The organism is Desulfomonilia bacterium (assembly GCA_036567785.1).
Lineage (GTDB): Bacteria > Desulfobacterota > Desulfomonilia > UBA1062 > UBA1062 > DATCTV01.
The window spans coordinates 283,322-299,871 of sequence record DATCTV010000034.1; the positions used below are offsets into that span (position 1 = coordinate 283,322).

At 49.0% G+C, this 16,550-nt stretch carries 15 protein-coding genes; 5 read left to right on the plus strand and 10 right to left on the minus strand.

Going from position 1 to position 16,550, the window contains the following annotated elements; all coding sequences use genetic code 11:
* Positions 1-58 precede the first annotated feature (58 nt).
* From VIS94_09605 to VIS94_09620, 4 genes are all read right to left on the minus strand, one after another.
* A complete protein-coding gene (locus tag VIS94_09605) occupies positions 59-898 on the minus strand; it encodes an arsenite methyltransferase (protein HEY9161328.1) in 840 nt (279 codons plus the stop codon).
* Positions 899-914: 16 nt separating this feature from the next.
* The gene (locus VIS94_09610) at positions 915-1,187 is read right to left on the minus strand and encodes an HgcAB-associated protein (GenBank protein ID HEY9161329.1); all 273 of its coding nucleotides are present in this window, start codon (positions 1,185-1,187) and stop codon (positions 915-917) included.
* A 309-nt stretch (positions 1,188-1,496) separates the two neighbouring features.
* On the minus strand, positions 1,497-1,691 hold the full coding sequence (locus VIS94_09615) for a hypothetical protein (protein HEY9161330.1): 195 nt from the start codon (positions 1,689-1,691) through the stop codon (positions 1,497-1,499).
* A 205-nt stretch (positions 1,692-1,896) separates the two neighbouring features.
* On the minus strand, positions 1,897-3,294 hold the full coding sequence (locus VIS94_09620) for a CoA-binding protein (protein ID HEY9161331.1): 1,398 nt from the start codon (positions 3,292-3,294) through the stop codon (positions 1,897-1,899).
* A 184-nt stretch (positions 3,295-3,478) separates the two neighbouring features.
* Between VIS94_09620 and VIS94_09625 the strand changes: the two genes are divergently transcribed.
* Both VIS94_09625 and VIS94_09630 read left to right on the plus strand, forming a co-directional pair.
* Complete coding sequence (locus VIS94_09625; protein HEY9161332.1) at positions 3,479-4,081, plus strand: peptidylprolyl isomerase; 603 nt, start codon at positions 3,479-3,481, stop codon at positions 4,079-4,081.
* 306 nt (positions 4,082-4,387) lie between these two features.
* Positions 4,388-6,004, plus strand: coding sequence for a peptide chain release factor 3 (locus tag VIS94_09630; GenBank protein ID HEY9161333.1), 1,617 nt, complete (start codon positions 4,388-4,390; stop codon positions 6,002-6,004).
* 16 nt (positions 6,005-6,020) lie between these two features.
* Here VIS94_09630 and VIS94_09635 read toward each other — a convergent pair whose 3' ends face one another.
* From VIS94_09635 to VIS94_09660, 6 genes are all read right to left on the minus strand, one after another.
* Positions 6,021-6,863 carry a 3-keto-5-aminohexanoate cleavage protein gene (locus VIS94_09635; protein ID HEY9161334.1) on the minus strand — a complete coding sequence of 281 codons (843 nt, stop codon included), beginning with the start codon at positions 6,861-6,863 and terminating at the stop codon, positions 6,021-6,023.
* A 119-nt stretch (positions 6,864-6,982) separates the two neighbouring features.
* Entirely contained in the window at positions 6,983-8,554 is a 1,572-nt protein-coding gene (locus tag VIS94_09640; GenBank protein HEY9161335.1) for an FAD-dependent oxidoreductase, read from the minus strand.
* Positions 8,551-9,060 carry a GNAT family N-acetyltransferase gene (locus tag VIS94_09645; protein HEY9161336.1) on the minus strand — a complete coding sequence of 170 codons (510 nt, stop codon included), beginning with the start codon at positions 9,058-9,060 and terminating at the stop codon, positions 8,551-8,553. Before VIS94_09645 ends, VIS94_09640 begins: the two co-directional genes overlap by 4 nt.
* Positions 9,061-10,050, minus strand: a complete 990-nt coding sequence (locus VIS94_09650; GenBank protein HEY9161337.1) for a D-alanine--D-alanine ligase — start codon at positions 10,048-10,050, stop codon at positions 9,061-9,063.
* Positions 10,047-11,027: a D-alanine--D-alanine ligase gene (locus VIS94_09655; GenBank protein HEY9161338.1), complete on the minus strand. Its 981-nt coding sequence runs from the start codon at positions 11,025-11,027 to the stop codon at positions 10,047-10,049. Before VIS94_09655 ends, VIS94_09650 begins: the two co-directional genes overlap by 4 nt.
* A gap of 13 nt (positions 11,028-11,040) precedes the next feature.
* Positions 11,041-12,321 (minus strand): KamA family radical SAM protein, encoded by a 1,281-nt coding sequence (locus tag VIS94_09660; GenBank protein ID HEY9161339.1) that lies wholly within the window; start codon positions 12,319-12,321, stop codon positions 11,041-11,043.
* Positions 12,322-12,574: 253 nt separating this feature from the next.
* Between VIS94_09660 and leuS the strand changes: the two genes are divergently transcribed.
* Genes leuS through holA form a run of 3 tightly spaced genes read left to right on the plus strand, consistent with a single transcriptional unit; the run spans position 12,575 to position 16,440 of the window.
* Positions 12,575-15,046, plus strand: a complete 2,472-nt coding sequence (leuS, locus tag VIS94_09665; GenBank protein ID HEY9161340.1) for a leucine--tRNA ligase — start codon at positions 12,575-12,577, stop codon at positions 15,044-15,046.
* Entirely contained in the window at positions 15,003-15,479 is a 477-nt protein-coding gene (gene lptE / locus VIS94_09670) for an LPS assembly lipoprotein LptE (GenBank protein HEY9161341.1), read from the plus strand. The genes leuS and lptE overlap by 44 nt, the downstream gene beginning before the upstream one ends.
* Position 15,480: 1 nt before the next feature.
* Positions 15,481-16,440: a DNA polymerase III subunit delta gene (gene holA, locus VIS94_09675; GenBank protein ID HEY9161342.1), complete on the plus strand. Its 960-nt coding sequence runs from the start codon at positions 15,481-15,483 to the stop codon at positions 16,438-16,440.
* The last annotated feature ends 110 nt before the right edge of the window (positions 16,441-16,550 follow it).

Genomic DNA, 16,550 nt, shown 5'->3' on the forward strand with positions numbered 1-16,550 from the left:
TTCCAAAACCTTTTGGTGAAGGCAGGGAGTGAAAGTTTCATAAGTTCCACTCCAGTTATTATGACGGCTTCCTTGCATAAAGTTTTATGCTCGTAACCGTTGAATTTAGCCTCTTTAATTCAGCCTTATCAAGATTCAAAGAACCGGCGGCTTCCTTTACGACAGGATCGCTTTCGATGAGATCAAAGGGGAAGCTCGTTTCGTCCATTATCTTTATATCAATGAAACCAGCCTGTTCGACCGCCTTGAGATAATCATCCTTGAGCATTGCACCCGCAACACAGCCTGCATAGGCTTCTATGGAATTCCTGACAACCTCAGGAAGTTCTTCCAGAAGTACCATATCCGACACCATGAGTCTGCCGCCCGGCTTGAGGACCCTGAAGGCCTCTCTGAATACCTGGGGCTTGTCGGTCGAAAGGTTTATGACGCAGTTTGAAATGATAATATCGCCTGTGGCGTCTGCAACCGGCAGATGCTCGATCTCGCCAAGCCGGAATTCGACATTTTTATATCCGCCGGTGGCTGCGTTGTTTCGCGCCTTTTCCAGCATCTCGGCCGTCATGTCGATGCCGATGACTCTCCCGGTATTACCTACCTTGGCCGAAGCAAGAAAACAGTCGAACCCCGCGCCTGAGCCGAGGTCGATAACGGTCTCGCCTTCTTTGAGCGAAGCAAGGGCCACCGGGTTTCCGCAGCCCAGCCCGAGATTGGCGCCTTGAGGAACGGAATCCATGTCTTCACTGGTGTATCCGATTCTAGAGCTTACGGTTTCCGCAGTTAACGTTCCCTGGCAACAGGACGATGCCGAGCAGCATGATGCCTGTTTCCCGGCTGATTTGGCTATGGCGCCGTATTTCTCCCTGACTACCCTTTTGATTTCCTGATCGTTATTCATGTTTTATTCTCCTTGATTATTTGGCAAAATTTCCCATGACCGGACCCAGAAAGTTCTGAACATGCTCAGCCAGATTGTCTGCCTTCATTAAAGCCAGGCAGCAGACCTCACCATCCTTTTGAAAACTTATGAGGGCAAGCTTGTCGCCAGCCTTTATGCCGGCCCTTTCCCTAAGCTCCTTTGGAAGGACCATCTGACCGCGCTCATCGACAGGCAAAAGGGACTCGACCCTGCAGCAGCTTTGTTCCCCCTGGCCGCAACAGCCTGAACCAGTTTTTGATTTCGCCATGACAAAACTCCTTTCATAATTTCCTATTATTCTGATAAGACTGATATAACTGATTGTCAAGGCTAGTCTGATAATAAAATTTTACTAAGGGAAGAAGTATGAGGACTTTTTTCTTGGCAAATTTGAGTAATTGTCTAGGAAAGGGCCTGACGCAAATTATTCCTACAGGCTTTTGCTGCAAACGTATTCCAGCCGCAAATAAAGCGTTCATAAGGTCTCAAACAGGATACTCAAGAAAAAAACAACCTGATTGATGAATCTTTTGCCTGCGTGAACAAAAGAGCAATGCTTTTAGAGGTTATCCTGCTTTCAACAGCTGCAAGTATCTCCGCAACCGCCTCCAGACGGCAGAGCCGATGTGAGCTGAAAGCCGGACCCTTCGGGAGTATCGATAAACTCGATTTTTATGGGGTTGGCTTTTTGATACAGTTCGGCGTCTATGACAAATTTTATGTCCTGCTCGATTAAAATAACATCCAGTTCTTGCGGCTCATCCAGAGCCATGCCCAGTCTGGGCCCGCCTCAACCGGCCTGAAGATACAATCTGATGGCCAGGGGTTCCTTCTGTTTTTTTAAAAAATCCTTGATCATGTTGCCTGCAATTTCCGTAACTTCTAGCATATTTCCTCCGAAGATGGTTTTCCTGATTCTGTTTAAAATTATTATATGCCTGTGCTTTATCTATAGACTCAAAATCGGCTGGTCTATATCAGCAATCAAGGTTGAGCCCCTCGGGCAGGTCTTCTTTCCTCTTCAGGAAACAGAACTGCCTGTAGGAGACTTCAAGCGCACGTACCGCCTCTTCAGGAGATTCGAACAGCGGCACATTGTATGTATTCCTGTAGTTCATGGTTTTTTCCGCCGAATTGGGTGTATAGATCGCCGCAGGTTTGCCATATTTCCGGCACTTGGCCACAAGGTCCTTGATTGCTTCAATCACCATAGGGTGCCACAGGCTCGGCACTGCAAGCAGGCCGTCGACCTCATCGCAGGATAGCAGGATGTCGAAGATTTCCTGGAAGGTGCTCATGGATATGGCGGGGCCGAGGTCTATGGGGTTGGTGACATTGAAAAGCTGACCGGTTTTGCTGAGCTTTTCCCGTGTTTCTTCCGAGAGCTCGGCCATTTCCAGTCCGGCCTCGACAAGCAGATCAGCCGTTATGCCGCCAAAGGCCCCTGAGTTGGTGAACACCGCAATTTTTTTACCCTTGAGAAGGGGCATGGACGTGAATATCTTGGGCAGGGAATGGAGTTCGGTTATGCTTTTCAACCGGATTATACCCGCCTGGCTGCATGCCTTTTCAAAAACAGTATCATTATTAGCCATGCCTGCGGTGTGCGACATGGCGGCCCTTGCTCCTTCGCCAGTGCGGCCCACCTTGAAGGCCAGCATGGGCTTTTCAACCTTTGAGGCCACATCGATCAGCTTGCGGCCGTTTTTAACGTTTTCAAGGTACAGCCCGATAACCTCGGTCGTATTGTCCCTGCTGTAGTATTCAAGCATATCGGCCTCATCGATGTCTGATTTGTTGCCGATGCTGACAATCTTGTTAACCTTCACGATGTCCTTGCTGAAGGATTCAAGGATTATGACGACTATTCCGCCGCTCTGGATAATGTACGAGATGCTCCCTTTGCTGTGTGCGAATGCATCGAAATCTTCCTGCGTTATCCCGTAGAAACAGCAGAATTTGTTCTGCGTATTGAGAACCCCCAGGCAGTTTGGCCCCATGATGCGTATGCCGTGTTCTTTAGCCGTTTTACTGATTTCTTCCTGGTATGACTGACCGGCAGTCCCGCCCTCTGAAAACCCAGAGCTCTCAATTATTATATGCTTGATACCCTTGGCTGCGCACTGCCTTACGAATTCGGGAACGGTGGCTGCAGGGGATATTATCACTGCAAGTTCAACATCCCCGGGTATATCGGTAACTCTTACATAGCCGCTGCACCCGTGAACGCTTTCGCCTTTGCGGTTAACGGCATAGACATCACCGGTGAACAGGGAATAAACCTTGACCGTCTGGATAATGGTGGCCCCGAGGTTGAAAAGGGAATTCGAAGCGCCTATCACAACAACCGATTTCGGATTGAAGAATACTTCCATGGCTGAAAAAGTCCTTTTAACGGGTCAGTTACAATCGCGAGCAAAAAATGTCAATTATTCTTGCCATCTCAAAAGGGTTCATACGTTTGATTTTTAAAAGACGTTGGTTTATAAGCATAGACTTGAAATCCGCAACAGATAAGGCTTGATAAAGTTCAGAAAGATAAAACAAGAGGAGGGATTGATCTTGAAAAGAACTGTTATCGCACTGATAGTCATGGTTGCATTCACCTGCAGCGCTTATGCCGCCAAGGCCCCCAAGACATCCAAACCGGAAGGAAAAAATCCCATCGTTCTGTTAAGTACCAGCATGGGGGATATAAAACTGGAGCTGTTCGAAAAAGAAGCGCCCATAAGCGTGAAAAATTTTCTAGGTTATGTGAATTCGGGTTTTTATTCAGACACCATCTTTCACAGGGTGATCCCCAACTTCATGATACAGGGCGGCGGCTTCACAAAGGATTTTGTTGAAAAGCCTACCAATGCGCCCATAAAGAACGAGGCCGGAAACGGCCTTAGAAACGAGCGCGGCACACTGGCCATGGCCCGTACATTTATTATCGACTCGGCCACGGCGCAGTTCTTCATAAATGTTAAAGACAATACTTTCCTGAACCACAGCAGCAATACCATGCAGGGATTCGGCTATGCCGTATTCGGAAAGGTGATCGAGGGCATGGATGTGGTGGACAGGATTGCAGCGGTTCCGACAGGAAACAGAGGTGAATTTTCCGATGTCCCGGTGAAAGAAGTTGTTATCAAATCAATGAAGGTTATTAAGAAATAAATAAAGGCTTTAGCAAATTAAACACAGGCACCGCCGGAGATGGAAGGGTCTTCTTAGGCGGTGTTCTTTTATCTTGCAATTTACTGTAATTTGGTGCTATGCGCCCCGCTATGAAAAATCCATCGCCATATTATATGAAGAAACATTCAACAGGCTGGATTAATTCCGGAAATACTCCGCCCTGAAATCAATAGTCCTTTCGTTTATCTGAAGAATAATCCTTTTATTACAGGAATGTTCCTTGAAGGTTTATTGAATCGGACTGATAACGGGCGAAAACAAAAGCAGCAGGAAAGGTAAAATATTATGAACGGCATGAATAACGAGATCGGAAGGCGCAGGACACTGGCAATCGTCTCTCACCCTGATGCGGGCAAAACGACCCTTACGGAAAAGCTGCTTCTCTACGGCGGAGCCGTTCAGCTGGCGGGGTCCGTCAAGGCCAGGAAAAATCAGCGCTCCACCACTTCGGACTGGATGGAACTCGAACGCCAGCGCGGCATTTCCATAAGCTCGACCGTGCTTTCTTTCGAATATAACGGACATCTGATAAACCTGCTCGATACACCCGGGCACAAGGACTTTTCCGAAGATACATACCGTGTGCTTACCGCAGTCGATGCGGCAATCATGGTAATAGACGCAGGCAAGGGCATCGAGAGCCAGACAAAAAAACTCTTTGAAGTCTGCAGGATGCGGGGCATCCCCATATTCACGTTCATGAACAAGATGGACAGACCTTCCCGGGAACCTCTGGAACTGCTGGACGAGCTTGAGAGCGTCCTTGGCATAGGGGCCTATCCCATAAACTGGCCGCTGGGCACTGGGCCTCAGTTCAAGGGAATCTGGGACAGGCGGACCAAGCTGGCACATTTTTACGAGCGCACCCCGGGAGGCTCTTTTCGTGCACCTGTTTCCAGCTTCGGCCTGACTGACCCGGTCGTCAGAGACCAGCTGGACGAAGCCACCTATAAGAACGTATGCGAGGAAGTTGAAATGCTTGACGGGGCCGGTGCGGATTACAGCCGGGCCGAGGTCCTTGCCGGCAAAATAACACCTGTTTTTTTCGGGAGCGCATCGAATAATTTCGGTGTGCAGCTCCTGCTTGACGGATTCATAGAGCAGTCTGCGCCACCCATGCCGCGCATGAGCCGGGGCTTGCCGGTCAAGCCCGAAAACAGCGCGTTCTCCGGTTTTGTTTTCAAGATTCACGCGAACATGGACCCGAACCACCGTGACCGGATAGTATTCATCCGGGTCGTATCGGGCCGTTTCACCCGTGATATGACGGTCACTCATGTGCCGAGCGGAAAGAAGCTGAGACTTTCAAATTCAAATAAGATATTCGGCCGCGACAGGGAAACCGTCGACGAGGCATATCCCGGCGATGTCATCGGGATTGCAGGGGCTAAAACCCTTTCCATAGGTGACACGCTAACCGAAGACCCCAACGTGCTCTTTAACGAGATTCCACGATTCCCTCCGGAGTGCTTCGCCTTTATCCACAATGAAATCCCGTCCAACTATAAGCGGTTCTATGACGGGTTGAATCAGCTGCTGGCCGAAGGGGTTGTGCATGCCTTCGAGCTGCCTGATGCCGCACAAAGGGTGCCTCTGCTGGCGGCTGTCGGACCCTTGCAGTTCGAAATCGTCAAGTACCGTCTGGAATCGGAATACGGTGCGCCTTCCCGCCTCGAAATTGCGGACTGGACTCTTGCCAGGTGGTTCAAGGATCCCGGAGTAAATACGGAAAAGCTGATGCTTCCCACAGGGGCGAAAATCGCAAGAGACAGGACCGGCCAGAACCTGATCCTTTTCCCGACCGAATGGAACCTGAGGTATTTTATCCAGAACAACAAAGACTGCGAGTTGAGCGAATATCCGGCAATGGCGCCTGAAGACTTATTGCAGCGCGTTGCCTGAAAGTAATTTGCCCGGATTATTTTAAAGGCTTTATGCCGAGAATTTTCCGGGCCTCTTCGGGTGTAGCCACTTCACGCCCGATTTCGCGTGCGAGACGCACCACCCTTTCGGCAAGCTGGGCATTGCTTTTTGCGAGCTCTCCTTTTTTATAATAGATATTGTCTTCAAGGCCGATCCTGACGTTTCCGCCCATAATCAATGACGCCACGTTCATTTCCATCTGAAAGCGCCCTATCCCCGAAACATTGAAAATAGAGCCTTCGGGCAGGAGGTCTATCATGGTCAGCAGGTTCTTTGTCGTTCCTGCATATCCGCCCATGCCGTCCACACCCATTACACAGTTGATGTAATAGGGCTTCTTGATGAGGTTTTTTCTGATGAGGTTTTCGACCTCACCGAACATGGACGGGTTGTAGACTTCCATTTCGGGCTTTATATCCAGTTCGATCATCTTTGCGGCGAATGCTTCAATTTCGCTCCTGAGGTTCGTGAACGGGCTTTCCTTTTTTTCCTTACCGACAAAGAACACGACGGTGCCCATATTGAGGGAAGCGGATTCGGGCCCGGCGTTAAGGCTTAGAACTCTTTCGTTTATCGGTATGCCCACGCCCCCTGTCGTATTCTGTATAATGACAGGGCATTTCGCCCTTATGCCCGCGTTGATCTCTTTGAAAATTTCAGCGTTTCCAATGCTTCGGCCTTGCTTATCCCTGGCATGCAGGTGAACGATTGAAACGCCTGCATTGTAACAGTCGTATGCGTCATTTATGATCTCGTCAGGCTGCTCCGGCAGGTTCGGGTTTGCCTCCTTGCCCTGCATCGCCCCTGTAAGCGCCGCTGTTATGATAAGTTTTTCCATTAGCTGCCTCCTGTCGTTTTTCCTGATCATTCAAGGCCTTTTATCTCCGATGTTTTTTCAGTATTTGTCAAGATGAAGTGATAAAAAAGGATATAGAGATGATGTTTTTTCACTGACCTTCAGGCGTTTCCTGACAGAATTGCATCAGCCGCCCTTATACCGTCCACTGCCGAGCTTACAATGCCTCCTGCATAGCCTGCACCTTCACCCACCGGATATAGACCTGGAATTGAAACAGACTGCATATCTTCGCCCCGCAGTATGCGAACAGGTGATGATGTTCTTGTCTCAACCCCTATAAACAGGGCCTCTTCGGTTATGTATCCTTTCATCTTTTTTTCGAAAATTCTCAATGCGAGCCTTATCTCTGAGACTATCCATCCCGGAAGATATGCATGGTCGGAAGGATTGAGGCCGGGCATGAAAGAGGATTCAGGGAGCGTGGAGTCTTTCCTGTCTGCCAGAAAAGAGGTGATACGCTGCGCAGGGGCATTGAAACCGCCACCGCCGGCCGAGAAGGCCCCCCTTTCAAGAAGACGCTGAAAATCGATGCCAGCAAGCGCATCACCCGGAATATCCTCAGGCATTATGGTTACCACTATGGCGGCATTAGAAAAACTGCCGCATCTTTTAGAGTAACTCATGCCGTTTATGCAGAGCATACCTCTTTCCGATGAAGAATTGATAACCTCTCCTCCCGGGCACATGCAGAAGGAATATGTTCCCCGGCCGGTTGATCTGTTGTTGAATGTGAGGACATATTCCGCTGCGGGAAGCACGCCTTTGTCCGCGAAAGTGCCGTACTGTATGCGGTTGATGAGGGCCGCCGGATGTTCAGCCCTGAGCCCAGCTGCAAAACCTTTTTTCTCCAGGATGACACCGGTATTCTTAAGCATTTCATATGTGTCGCGCGCGGAATGTCCGCAGGCAAGCACCACCGCGTCTGCCGTATATTCGTTGCCTGTTTGCGTAATAAGACCCGTTGCCCGGGATTCATGAAGAATAAGAGAGCATGCCTTTTCGAAAAATTTTATCTGCGAACCCGAACTGAGAATGCATTGCCTGATGTTTTTTATTATGTCTTTCAGCCTGTCCGTACCCAGGTGCGGCTTCTGTTCATAACGGATGCTTAAAGGGGCGCCCATTTCAATAAGCTTATCGAGCATCCAGTTGATTTCGGGCCTGCGTATCCGGGTCGTAAGTTTGCCGTCCGAATATGTCCCGGCTCCGCCTTCTCCAAAGAGGACATTGCTTTCCTCATTGAGAACCCCGCCTTTTTTCAGGAGCTCGATATCCGCCATGCGTTCTTCTACGGGTTTACCTCGCTCAATTACAGTGACCGCCGCGCCCCGTTCAATGAGTCTGAGCGCACAAAATAGCCCTGCAGGTCCTGCTCCTACAATAATTACGTTAAGAGGTTTCAATAAGTTTCCGGCTGGTAAATAAACAGGGACTTCCATGGCAGGGCTTGTTCCGGGCATCTTAAGCAAATTCCCGGCGGCATTATCCGGGACATCCGCTTCTATCCTGTACCGCCATACGATTGCGGCCTTGTCGCGGGCATCAAGCGATTTTCTGAGAACCTTGAACGGGGTGTTTACCGGCAGGCCGTAAAGGGCTGTGAGCTTTAAAGAAAGGTCTTCTTCTTTTTCAAATGGCGAAAGTTCGATGGAGTCAAAAACGAGTTTCATTCCTGATCCGGTATAAGCGCCTTTACATAAATGATTTTTCCGTCTCCTGGCGTGTAGTAATCCTTGAGGAAGGCCTCTTTTTTGTAGCCGCATCTCTTGTAGAACTTCTGAGTTGGCGCGTATTGGTCCCTTGCCGAGGTCTCGATATATATGCGTCTGCATCCCATTTTCGATGCGATTTGTTCAGTCTCATAGAGGAGGAATTCCCCGATGCCTTTTCTCTGAAAATCGGGATGCACTGCTATCCAGTAAAGGTCGAAGCTGCCAAAGGTGCAGGGTATCTCGCCGAAGCATGTATATCCTGCAACGCGGCCTGAAACATCTGCAAAAAGGAAGCTGTATCCGCTTTCCGCACCATATTTGAGTCTGTTAAGCGCAAGATCCACTCCGATCTCTATTTCTTCTCGATAAAAAAAGCCTGTAGCAGTGAGGATATCATGAATCGATACGATATCCTCTTTGCAGATAACCTGCCTGAAAACAGGCTTGGTCAGTAATCCAGACATTTAATGGCAGGCGGATGAAATTATCTGGCCGATTGTCTGGGCGTAACTCAGGCCTGTCTCCTGTGCTGCCGCAGCCAGTCCGCTCTCTGGCTGAAGGCATGGATTGGCGTTTATCTCAAGCACCCATGGCTTTCCAAAGATGTCCACCCTGAAATCAACCCTGGCATATCCTCTGAGGCTGAAGATCTTCCAGCATTTGAGAGACATCTTTTTGAGTGCCTCGACAAGCTCTTCCTCGCCTTCGAGATTGAAGCTCCTTTTTGTAAGATCATATTCAGGCGTGTCCTCGGCCCATTTAGCCTTATAGTCCATGATGTTGAGCATGCCTTCGGTGTATAAGAAATGCATCTCGGCAGGTGGCATAACCTTTATGCCCTCCGGTGTATCCATTATGGAGATATTGAATTCCCTTCCCTCTATGAACCTCTCGGCAAAGCAGGGTTTTTTAATCATTTCCGAACGCAGCCTGGTACGGTCCTCAAGGTCTTCCATGTTCACGGCGGTAATAACGGCCTCTGCGTCAAGACCCACGGAAGCGTCTTCAAAAACAGGTTTGATAATGTAGCGGTCCGGGAAAGGAAGCCGCATGAAAGGCCTTTCTCCAGGGGTTATCCATGGGGCCGTGCATACTCCCCTCGCCAGGAGCATCTTTTTTGTCAGCACCTTGTTTGTCGTTATCATGATTGATTCGGAAGAAGAACCGGTGAAAGGCACATCCCAGTACTCGAACATGGCGGGTGCCAGGTACGAAAGTCTGCATGAACCCAGGACGGATTCCACCAGATTGAAAATGCATAATGGATTGTCCTCTTTGATGATGCCCAGCATCTCGTCCGGCTTCATAAAAAATGGCCTTGTAACCGATTCCAGTCCCAGTTCGGAGATTGCCTTTGTAACCTCTTCCGCTGCCGAGAGAACTTCCTTTTCATCTTCCGGAGAATCATCCGTAACCGGGTTGTGGAAAATTGTAATTCTCTTTTTTTCGATCATACCGACATCCTCTTTTGAGCTGATTTCATTATTTCATCAATTATGGCTTCATAACTTATGGCATTGAGTCTTGCTATTATAGGGAGATCAGAATGTATGGGATTGAGCCCTGCAAGAGGGTTCACCTCCATAAAATTAAGTATCCCCTTGTCATCCATGCGCATATCTATCCTGCCTGCGTCCCGGCAGCCCAGGCTTTTCCAAACCGCCAGGGCCATCTCTGAACATGAGTCAAGAACTTCTTTCTCGGGGATGCAGTAGTCTATAATCTGCTCATAATTGCTTTTGTTGTAATAGGAATAAATCAACTCTTCTCTGGCGCCTTTCTTCAGAAGGACTTCCATTGCCCCGACACAGCGGGAATCTTCTCCGGTGCCTGTGATGCCAACTGTAAATTCCCTTCCGGGAAGGTATGTTTCGACAAGAAGAGGCTGCTTATAGGCGGCAAGCAGCCTGGGAACGGTGGCTTTCAAACCTTCGGGACTATCGATCTTGGAACTCCCGTCAATGCCCTTTCCAGTACCTTCACAAGCGGGTTTGATGAAAAGAGGGTAGGAAAGCTCGATGGCTTCGAGTCTCCGCTCGTCTTCGATGATTTCAAAATCCGCAGTCGCAATCCCGTGATTCCTGACGATTGATTTGGTGATACCTTTGTGCAGGCATAAAGAAAGCACCAGCGGATCGGAAAACGTATAAGGGATGCGGTATTCATCAAGCAGCGCCGGTACAAGGGACTCGCGGCCGGTTCCGTACATGCCTTCCGCGATATTGAATACCATGTCCCATGTTTTCCCTGAAGCAAGTTTCTTTATAAGCTGTTTTGAATTTCCAATGCGTTCGGTTTCATATCCCAGCGAGAGCAGGGATTTCTCAATGGCTTCTATGGTTTCTATACTGTCAAACTCGGCTGTTTCTTCTTTGGAAAAACCTTCTTTCAGGTAATCGTCTTTCAGGTCGTATGTCAGTCCGATCAGCATCAGCTGGATGGCCCTAGTTGTTGTCCGGGTATCTGATAAGGCGGCCTTCGTAGTTGCTTAACAGGAGGTCGCTGCCCACGTTTCCCAGACAGTGCTGAGGAAGAATGGCTATTTTCCCGCCGCCGCCCGGCGCATCGATGACATAATGCGGTACGGCGTATCCCGATGTGTGACCCCTCAGGCTTTCGATCATTTCAAGACCCTTTCCGACAGGAGTTCTGAAATGCGAAGAACCGAGTATGGGATCGCACTGATACAGATAATAAGGCCTCACCCGTATTTTAAGCAGGCCTGTAAAGAGCTTTTTGAGCGTCTCGGCATCGTCGTTGATGCCCTTGAGCAGTACGGTCTGGCTTCCCATGGGCACTCCGGCATCTGCAAGAAGTCCGCAGGCGGCGCTGGTTTCCGGGGTCAGTTCGTCCGGATGTGTGAAGTGTATGCTCATCCACAAAGGCTGATGTTTGCGCAGGATCCTTATAAGCCGGGATGTGATGCGGTATGGAAGCACGACAGGCACCTTCGTTCCGATGCGGATTATTTCAACATGAGGGATGGCCCTGATTCTGGAAATAAGATAATCAAGGTCGGCGCTGGGCAGGGTAAGCGGGTCTCCTCCCGAGAGCAGAACATCGCGCACCTGTTTTGTTGATTCGATATATTCTATTGCTTTTTCCCACTGCAGCCTGCTCACCCTGAATCTGTTGTTGCCGACCATGCGGGAGCGCGTGCAGTAGCGGCAGTATGTCGAACAGAAGCCGGTGGTCAGGAAAAGAACCCTGTCCGGATAGCGGTGAACGATCCCCGGAACCGGGCTCTGATGGTCTTCTCCAAGAGGGTCTTTTTCCTCTCCGATGCTTCTGATGAATTCATTGTCAACAGGTATTACTGAACGCCTGACAGGCTGTAGCGGGTTGAACTGGTCGATGAGGCTCATGTAATAAGGCGTGATCCTTACCGGCAGACATGTGTTGTCGGGTCTGTTAAGCGCCGCCTCTTCTTTGGGAGACAGTTTTATTAATCTCTGCAGATCGCTAGCTTTTAACAGACTGTTCTGAAGCTGCCATTTCCAGTTTGACCAGTCGGAAAGACTCACATGCGGATAAAATTCATGAAGGAATTCTCTAGTGGAATTGCTCGCGGGTATAAGGCCTGAAAAAGGCCTTTTAAAACCGGTAATCGATAAAACGGGCTCGGCCGCTGTCAGGGACGGAGGCTCTTCAGGTATTTCGGTTGCAAGGGGTGGGGGCTCTTCTGATGTTATCACCAGATCGGTTACCAAACTCGGTTTCGCCATTGTACATCCTCCTTACTCCGTTTTATCGGTGCCGCTTAAAAAAAACTTAATAAAAAAATACTGTAATATGCCCAAAAACTGCGTCAGCAGGCCGTTCCGAGTTGTATCTATACTTCGCATATAGAGAACAAAAAAATTATTTGTCAATGTTTTTATGAGAAAAAAATCATCTTATTTTTGTGCATAGATTGCGACTCTGGACGAAACCTGAAAATTGTGTGTAAATAGGCTATATTCAACAACCGGAGGAGATATGTTTTCAGATTACAAACCAGGCGAAATCGAGGAAAAATGGCAGGAGATATGGGAGAAAAAAGATCTGTTCAGCGTTCAACCTGACAGCAAAAAAACGAAATACTACCTGCTGGAAATGTTTCCTTATCCGTCCGGCCGCATACATATGGGGCATGTAAGAAACTACTCCATCGGAGATGTGGTTGCGCGCTTCAAACACATGACCGGATATAACGTTCTTCATCCCATGGGATGGGACGCATTCGGAATGCCTGCGGAGAATGCGGCCATAGCAAGCGGAGTTCATCCGAAGAAGTGGACTTATGAAAACATTGCAAACATGAAAAAGCAGCTTAAACGCATGGGATACAGCTATGACTGGAACCGTGAAGTGACTACCTGTGCGCCTGAATATTACAAATGGGAGCAGCTCTTTTTTGTTAAGATGTTCGAAAAAGGGCTTGTTTACAGAAAGCGGGGGTTTCTCAACTGGTGCGAAAAGTGCAATACCGTGCTCGCGAACGAACAGGTCGAAGACGGTGCATGCTGGAGATGCGCCACGCAGGTAATCCTTAAAGAGCATGATCAGTGGTTTTTCCGTATCACCAAATACGCGCAGGAACTGCTCGACAATATTGAAAAACTGAAAGAAGGCTGGCCCGAGCGCGTTCTCGTAATGCAGAAAAACTGGATAGGACGCAGCGTCGGTTCGATGATAAAATTCAAGATAGACGGCAGTGAAGAAGATATAGAAGTTTTCACTACAAGACCTGATACGCTTTTCGGTGCAACGTTCATGAGCATAGCACCCGAGCATCCTCTGGCAAAGAGCCTTTCAAAGGGAACTGCGCAGGAAAATGCGGTGAACGCCTTTATCGAGAAAACCCTCAAGGAAGACAAGATAACCCGCACCTCGGATTCATATGATAAGGAAGGCGTCTTTACAGGCGCATACTGCATCAATCCGGTTACCGGCTACAGGATGCCGGTTTATGTCGCCAACTTTGTTTTGTACGACTACGGTACGGGCGCTGTCATGGCGGTACCGTCTCATGACCAGCGCGACTTCGAATTTGCAAAAAAGTACGGACCGGAAATCATCGTCGTGATCCAGCCAGAAGGCGAAAAGCTGGATGCAGCAGAGATGACATGCGCCTATGAGGGGGAAGGAAGGCTCATAAATTCGGGCCGGTTCAACGGCATGAAAAACAAAGAGGCAATGGGCGCCATCAATTCATATCTCGAAGAACTTGGACGCGGCAATGCCACCATCAATTTCAAGCTCAGGGACTGGGGCATTTCCCGCCAGCGATACTGGGGTGCCCCGATACCGATCATCCATTGCGAAAAGTGCGGGATGGTGCCGGTCAACATCAGCGATCTTCCGGTAATTCTGCCTGAGAATGTCGATATAACAGGAGCCGGTGACTCGCCTATATCAAGGGTGCCTGAGTTTGTTAATGTATCGTGTCCCAAATGTGGCGGGCCTGCGAAAAGAGATACGGACACCCTGGACACGTTTGTCGAGTCAAGCTGGTACTTCATGCGCTATGCCGCAAAGGCATCCGGAGAGCAGCCCTTCGAGCCGGAAGAGCTTTCCTATTGGATGCCGGTCGACCAGTATATAGGAGGCATTGAGCATGCCATACTTCATCTGCTTTATTCACGCTTCTACACAATGGTGCTTAGAGACCTGGGATATACAAATTTGAGTGAACCGTTCGAAAAACTGCTTACGCAGGGAATGGTCATAAAGGACGGGGCAAAGATGTCCAAATCAAAGGGCAATGTAGTGGACCCCGAAGACATGATAAAAAAATACGGGGCTGATGCAACCAGGCTCTTCACCCTTTTTGCCGCGCCTCCGGAAAAGGATATGGACTGGAGCGACAAGGGCATCGAAGGCAGTTACCGCTTCCTTATGAGGCTGTGGAGGCTTGTGCAGGACGTCAAGGATATTCCGTCAGGTACGGGCACGATTCCGCATTCCATGGAAGAGATATGGCGCAAGACGCATCAGACCATCAGGAAAGTCACCGAGGATATAGACAAGCGATTCCGCTTCAATACGGCAATTGCAGCCATGATGGAGCTTATAAACGATATTTACAGGGTTCGTGAAACAGTGCCAGTGAATGAACAGTGGATTATCAGAAAGTCGACGGAATACCTGCTCATCCTGCTTTCACCTTTTGTCCCGCACATCGCCGATGAACTGTGGCAGGTCCTCGGTAACGATGGGGAACTGTACAACATGCCATGGCCGGAATATGATGAGGAATGGGCCAGGGAATCGGAACTCGTCATTGCCGTACAGATCAACGGAAAACTGAGGGGAACTGTAAACATACCGGCCGGTTCGGATCAGTCCGTCATTGAGGATGCCGCATATGCCGATCCGAAAATCGCCAAAAACATGGAAGGAATGCAGAAGGTAAAAGTAATTTATGTCAAGGATAAGATACTTAATATTATTGTTAAGCCTGGTTAGCATACTGGCAGCATGCGGATATTCCTTTGTCCTCAAAGGCGGGGGAAACCTGGGGCCTGTCAACCTTTATTCGTGCACCAACCAGACGCCCCTCAGAAGCGCCGGCATTATACTTGATGAACAAATGGAAAACGTCCTTGCCTCATACGGTCTTTATTCAACCGACAAGGACAAACCCAACCTCAAGTGTACAGTCCTCTCCGCCTCTACATCACAGATTACGGCAAACATGATCGGCACTTCCAATCTGTACAGGCTTACAGTGACGGTGAGGGCAGAGGTCTTTGACGACAAGGACAAGAAGATATGGCAGGGCGATTTTACCGATGATGGTGAATACAGCACCGGCGGCCAGGAAGAGGATGGACTCAATACGGCCTTCAACAAGATAGCCAACCGCATCGCACAGAACCTGTCCGCGGTAAAAATCTGATATGCCGGAACAGGGAAAGGTGTATCTCTTTACCGGGGAGGAGACCTTCCTCATGGAAGAAGCCATAAAAACCATGAGAAACTCTCTCGGTGAAGATGCCCTTATGAATTTCTATTCCTTCGCCCCGGATGACACAGGGGCCATAGACAAAGCCCTTGAACTTCTGAATACAATCCCCTTCTTTGATGACAGGCGCCTTGTAGTGATCAGAAACATTCACAAGTTTGATGCAAAGTCTTTTGAAAAAATTGCCAGATATGTGAACAATCCAAGCGACACCGCCACACTGGTGTTGACGATGGAAGGTCAGAAACCCTGGAAAGAAAAAGAAAAAAAACCATGGGAAGAAAAATACAAGGCGCTTTCCGAAAAGGCAAAAAAACAGGCATTCAATGAGATGAAAGAGGGCCAGATGATCTCCTGGATAACGGCAAGGGCAAAATCAATGGACAAGGAAATCGAGCCGGAAGCCGCCAATCTGTTGAGAGAGGCCCTGCTGTCCCAGTCGTGGCAGATAGCAACCGAACTGGAGAAGCTGTGTCTTTATGCGGGAAAAAGAACAAAGATCACCATGGAAGACGTCAAGACCCTTGTTTTAAAAACATATGACGATACGGTCTTCAAACTTTCAGACGCACTGTTTGACAGAAAGGCCGAGGTGCTTTTGAGAATCAGGGAAATCGAGGCCGCCGGGATCAATGAGCTTGAGGTGATCGCCTCATTGCAGAATCAGGCCATCGATCATTTTCAGGTGCTTTACGCCCCGTCCGCAAAGAGAAGGAACCTGCATTCGTTCGTCGAAGGTAAAATTGCAGCCCGCAGGAAACTATGGAAGGCCAGGGAGCTGAACGATCTTATTAACGCCTTTGCCGGTGTGGAGCGCGGGATCAAAACAGGCAGATGTCTGTCTGCTTTTTCCGAGATTACGGAAATAGCGGCGCGGTATATAAAGACAAACTGATAACAGATGATGATGTTAAGAATACTGTCTGGAAAAGTGGCGCTTAATACGGGGCCGACGAAAAACAGACAGGACGCTCCTTGAAAACGGGTTCTGTCCACTCAACAATG

Excerpts from the sequence above, each read along its gene's own strand:
- VIS94_09630 (HEY9161333.1), top strand. The coding sequence starts at position 4,388 with ATGAACGGCATGAATAACGAGATCGGAAGGCGCAGGACACTGGCAATC.
- VIS94_09615 (HEY9161330.1), bottom strand. The coding sequence starts at position 1,691 with ATGGCTCTGGATGAGCCGCAAGAACTGGATGTTATTTTAATCGAGCAG.
- holA (HEY9161342.1), top strand. The coding sequence starts at position 15,481 with ATGCCGGAACAGGGAAAGGTGTATCTCTTTACCGGGGAGGAGACCTTC.
- VIS94_09620 (HEY9161331.1), bottom strand. The coding sequence starts at position 3,294 with ATGGAAGTATTCTTCAATCCGAAATCGGTTGTTGTGATAGGCGCTTCG.
- VIS94_09610 (HEY9161329.1), bottom strand. The coding sequence starts at position 1,187 with ATGGCGAAATCAAAAACTGGTTCAGGCTGTTGCGGCCAGGGGGAACAA.
- lptE (HEY9161341.1), top strand. The coding sequence starts at position 15,003 with ATGTCAAGGATAAGATACTTAATATTATTGTTAAGCCTGGTTAGCATA.
- VIS94_09660 (HEY9161339.1), bottom strand. The coding sequence starts at position 12,321 with ATGGCGAAACCGAGTTTGGTAACCGATCTGGTGATAACATCAGAAGAG.
- VIS94_09635 (HEY9161334.1), bottom strand. The coding sequence starts at position 6,863 with ATGGAAAAACTTATCATAACAGCGGCGCTTACAGGGGCGATGCAGGGC.
- leuS (HEY9161340.1), top strand. The coding sequence starts at position 12,575 with ATGTTTTCAGATTACAAACCAGGCGAAATCGAGGAAAAATGGCAGGAG.
- VIS94_09655 (HEY9161338.1), bottom strand. The coding sequence starts at position 11,027 with ATGCTGATCGGACTGACATACGACCTGAAAGACGATTACCTGAAAGAA.
- VIS94_09645 (HEY9161336.1), bottom strand. The coding sequence starts at position 9,060 with ATGTCTGGATTACTGACCAAGCCTGTTTTCAGGCAGGTTATCTGCAAA.
- VIS94_09605 (HEY9161328.1), bottom strand. The coding sequence starts at position 898 with ATGAATAACGATCAGGAAATCAAAAGGGTAGTCAGGGAGAAATACGGC.
- VIS94_09640 (HEY9161335.1), bottom strand. The coding sequence starts at position 8,554 with ATGAAACTCGTTTTTGACTCCATCGAACTTTCGCCATTTGAAAAAGAA.
- VIS94_09650 (HEY9161337.1), bottom strand. The coding sequence starts at position 10,050 with ATGATCGAAAAAAAGAGAATTACAATTTTCCACAACCCGGTTACGGAT.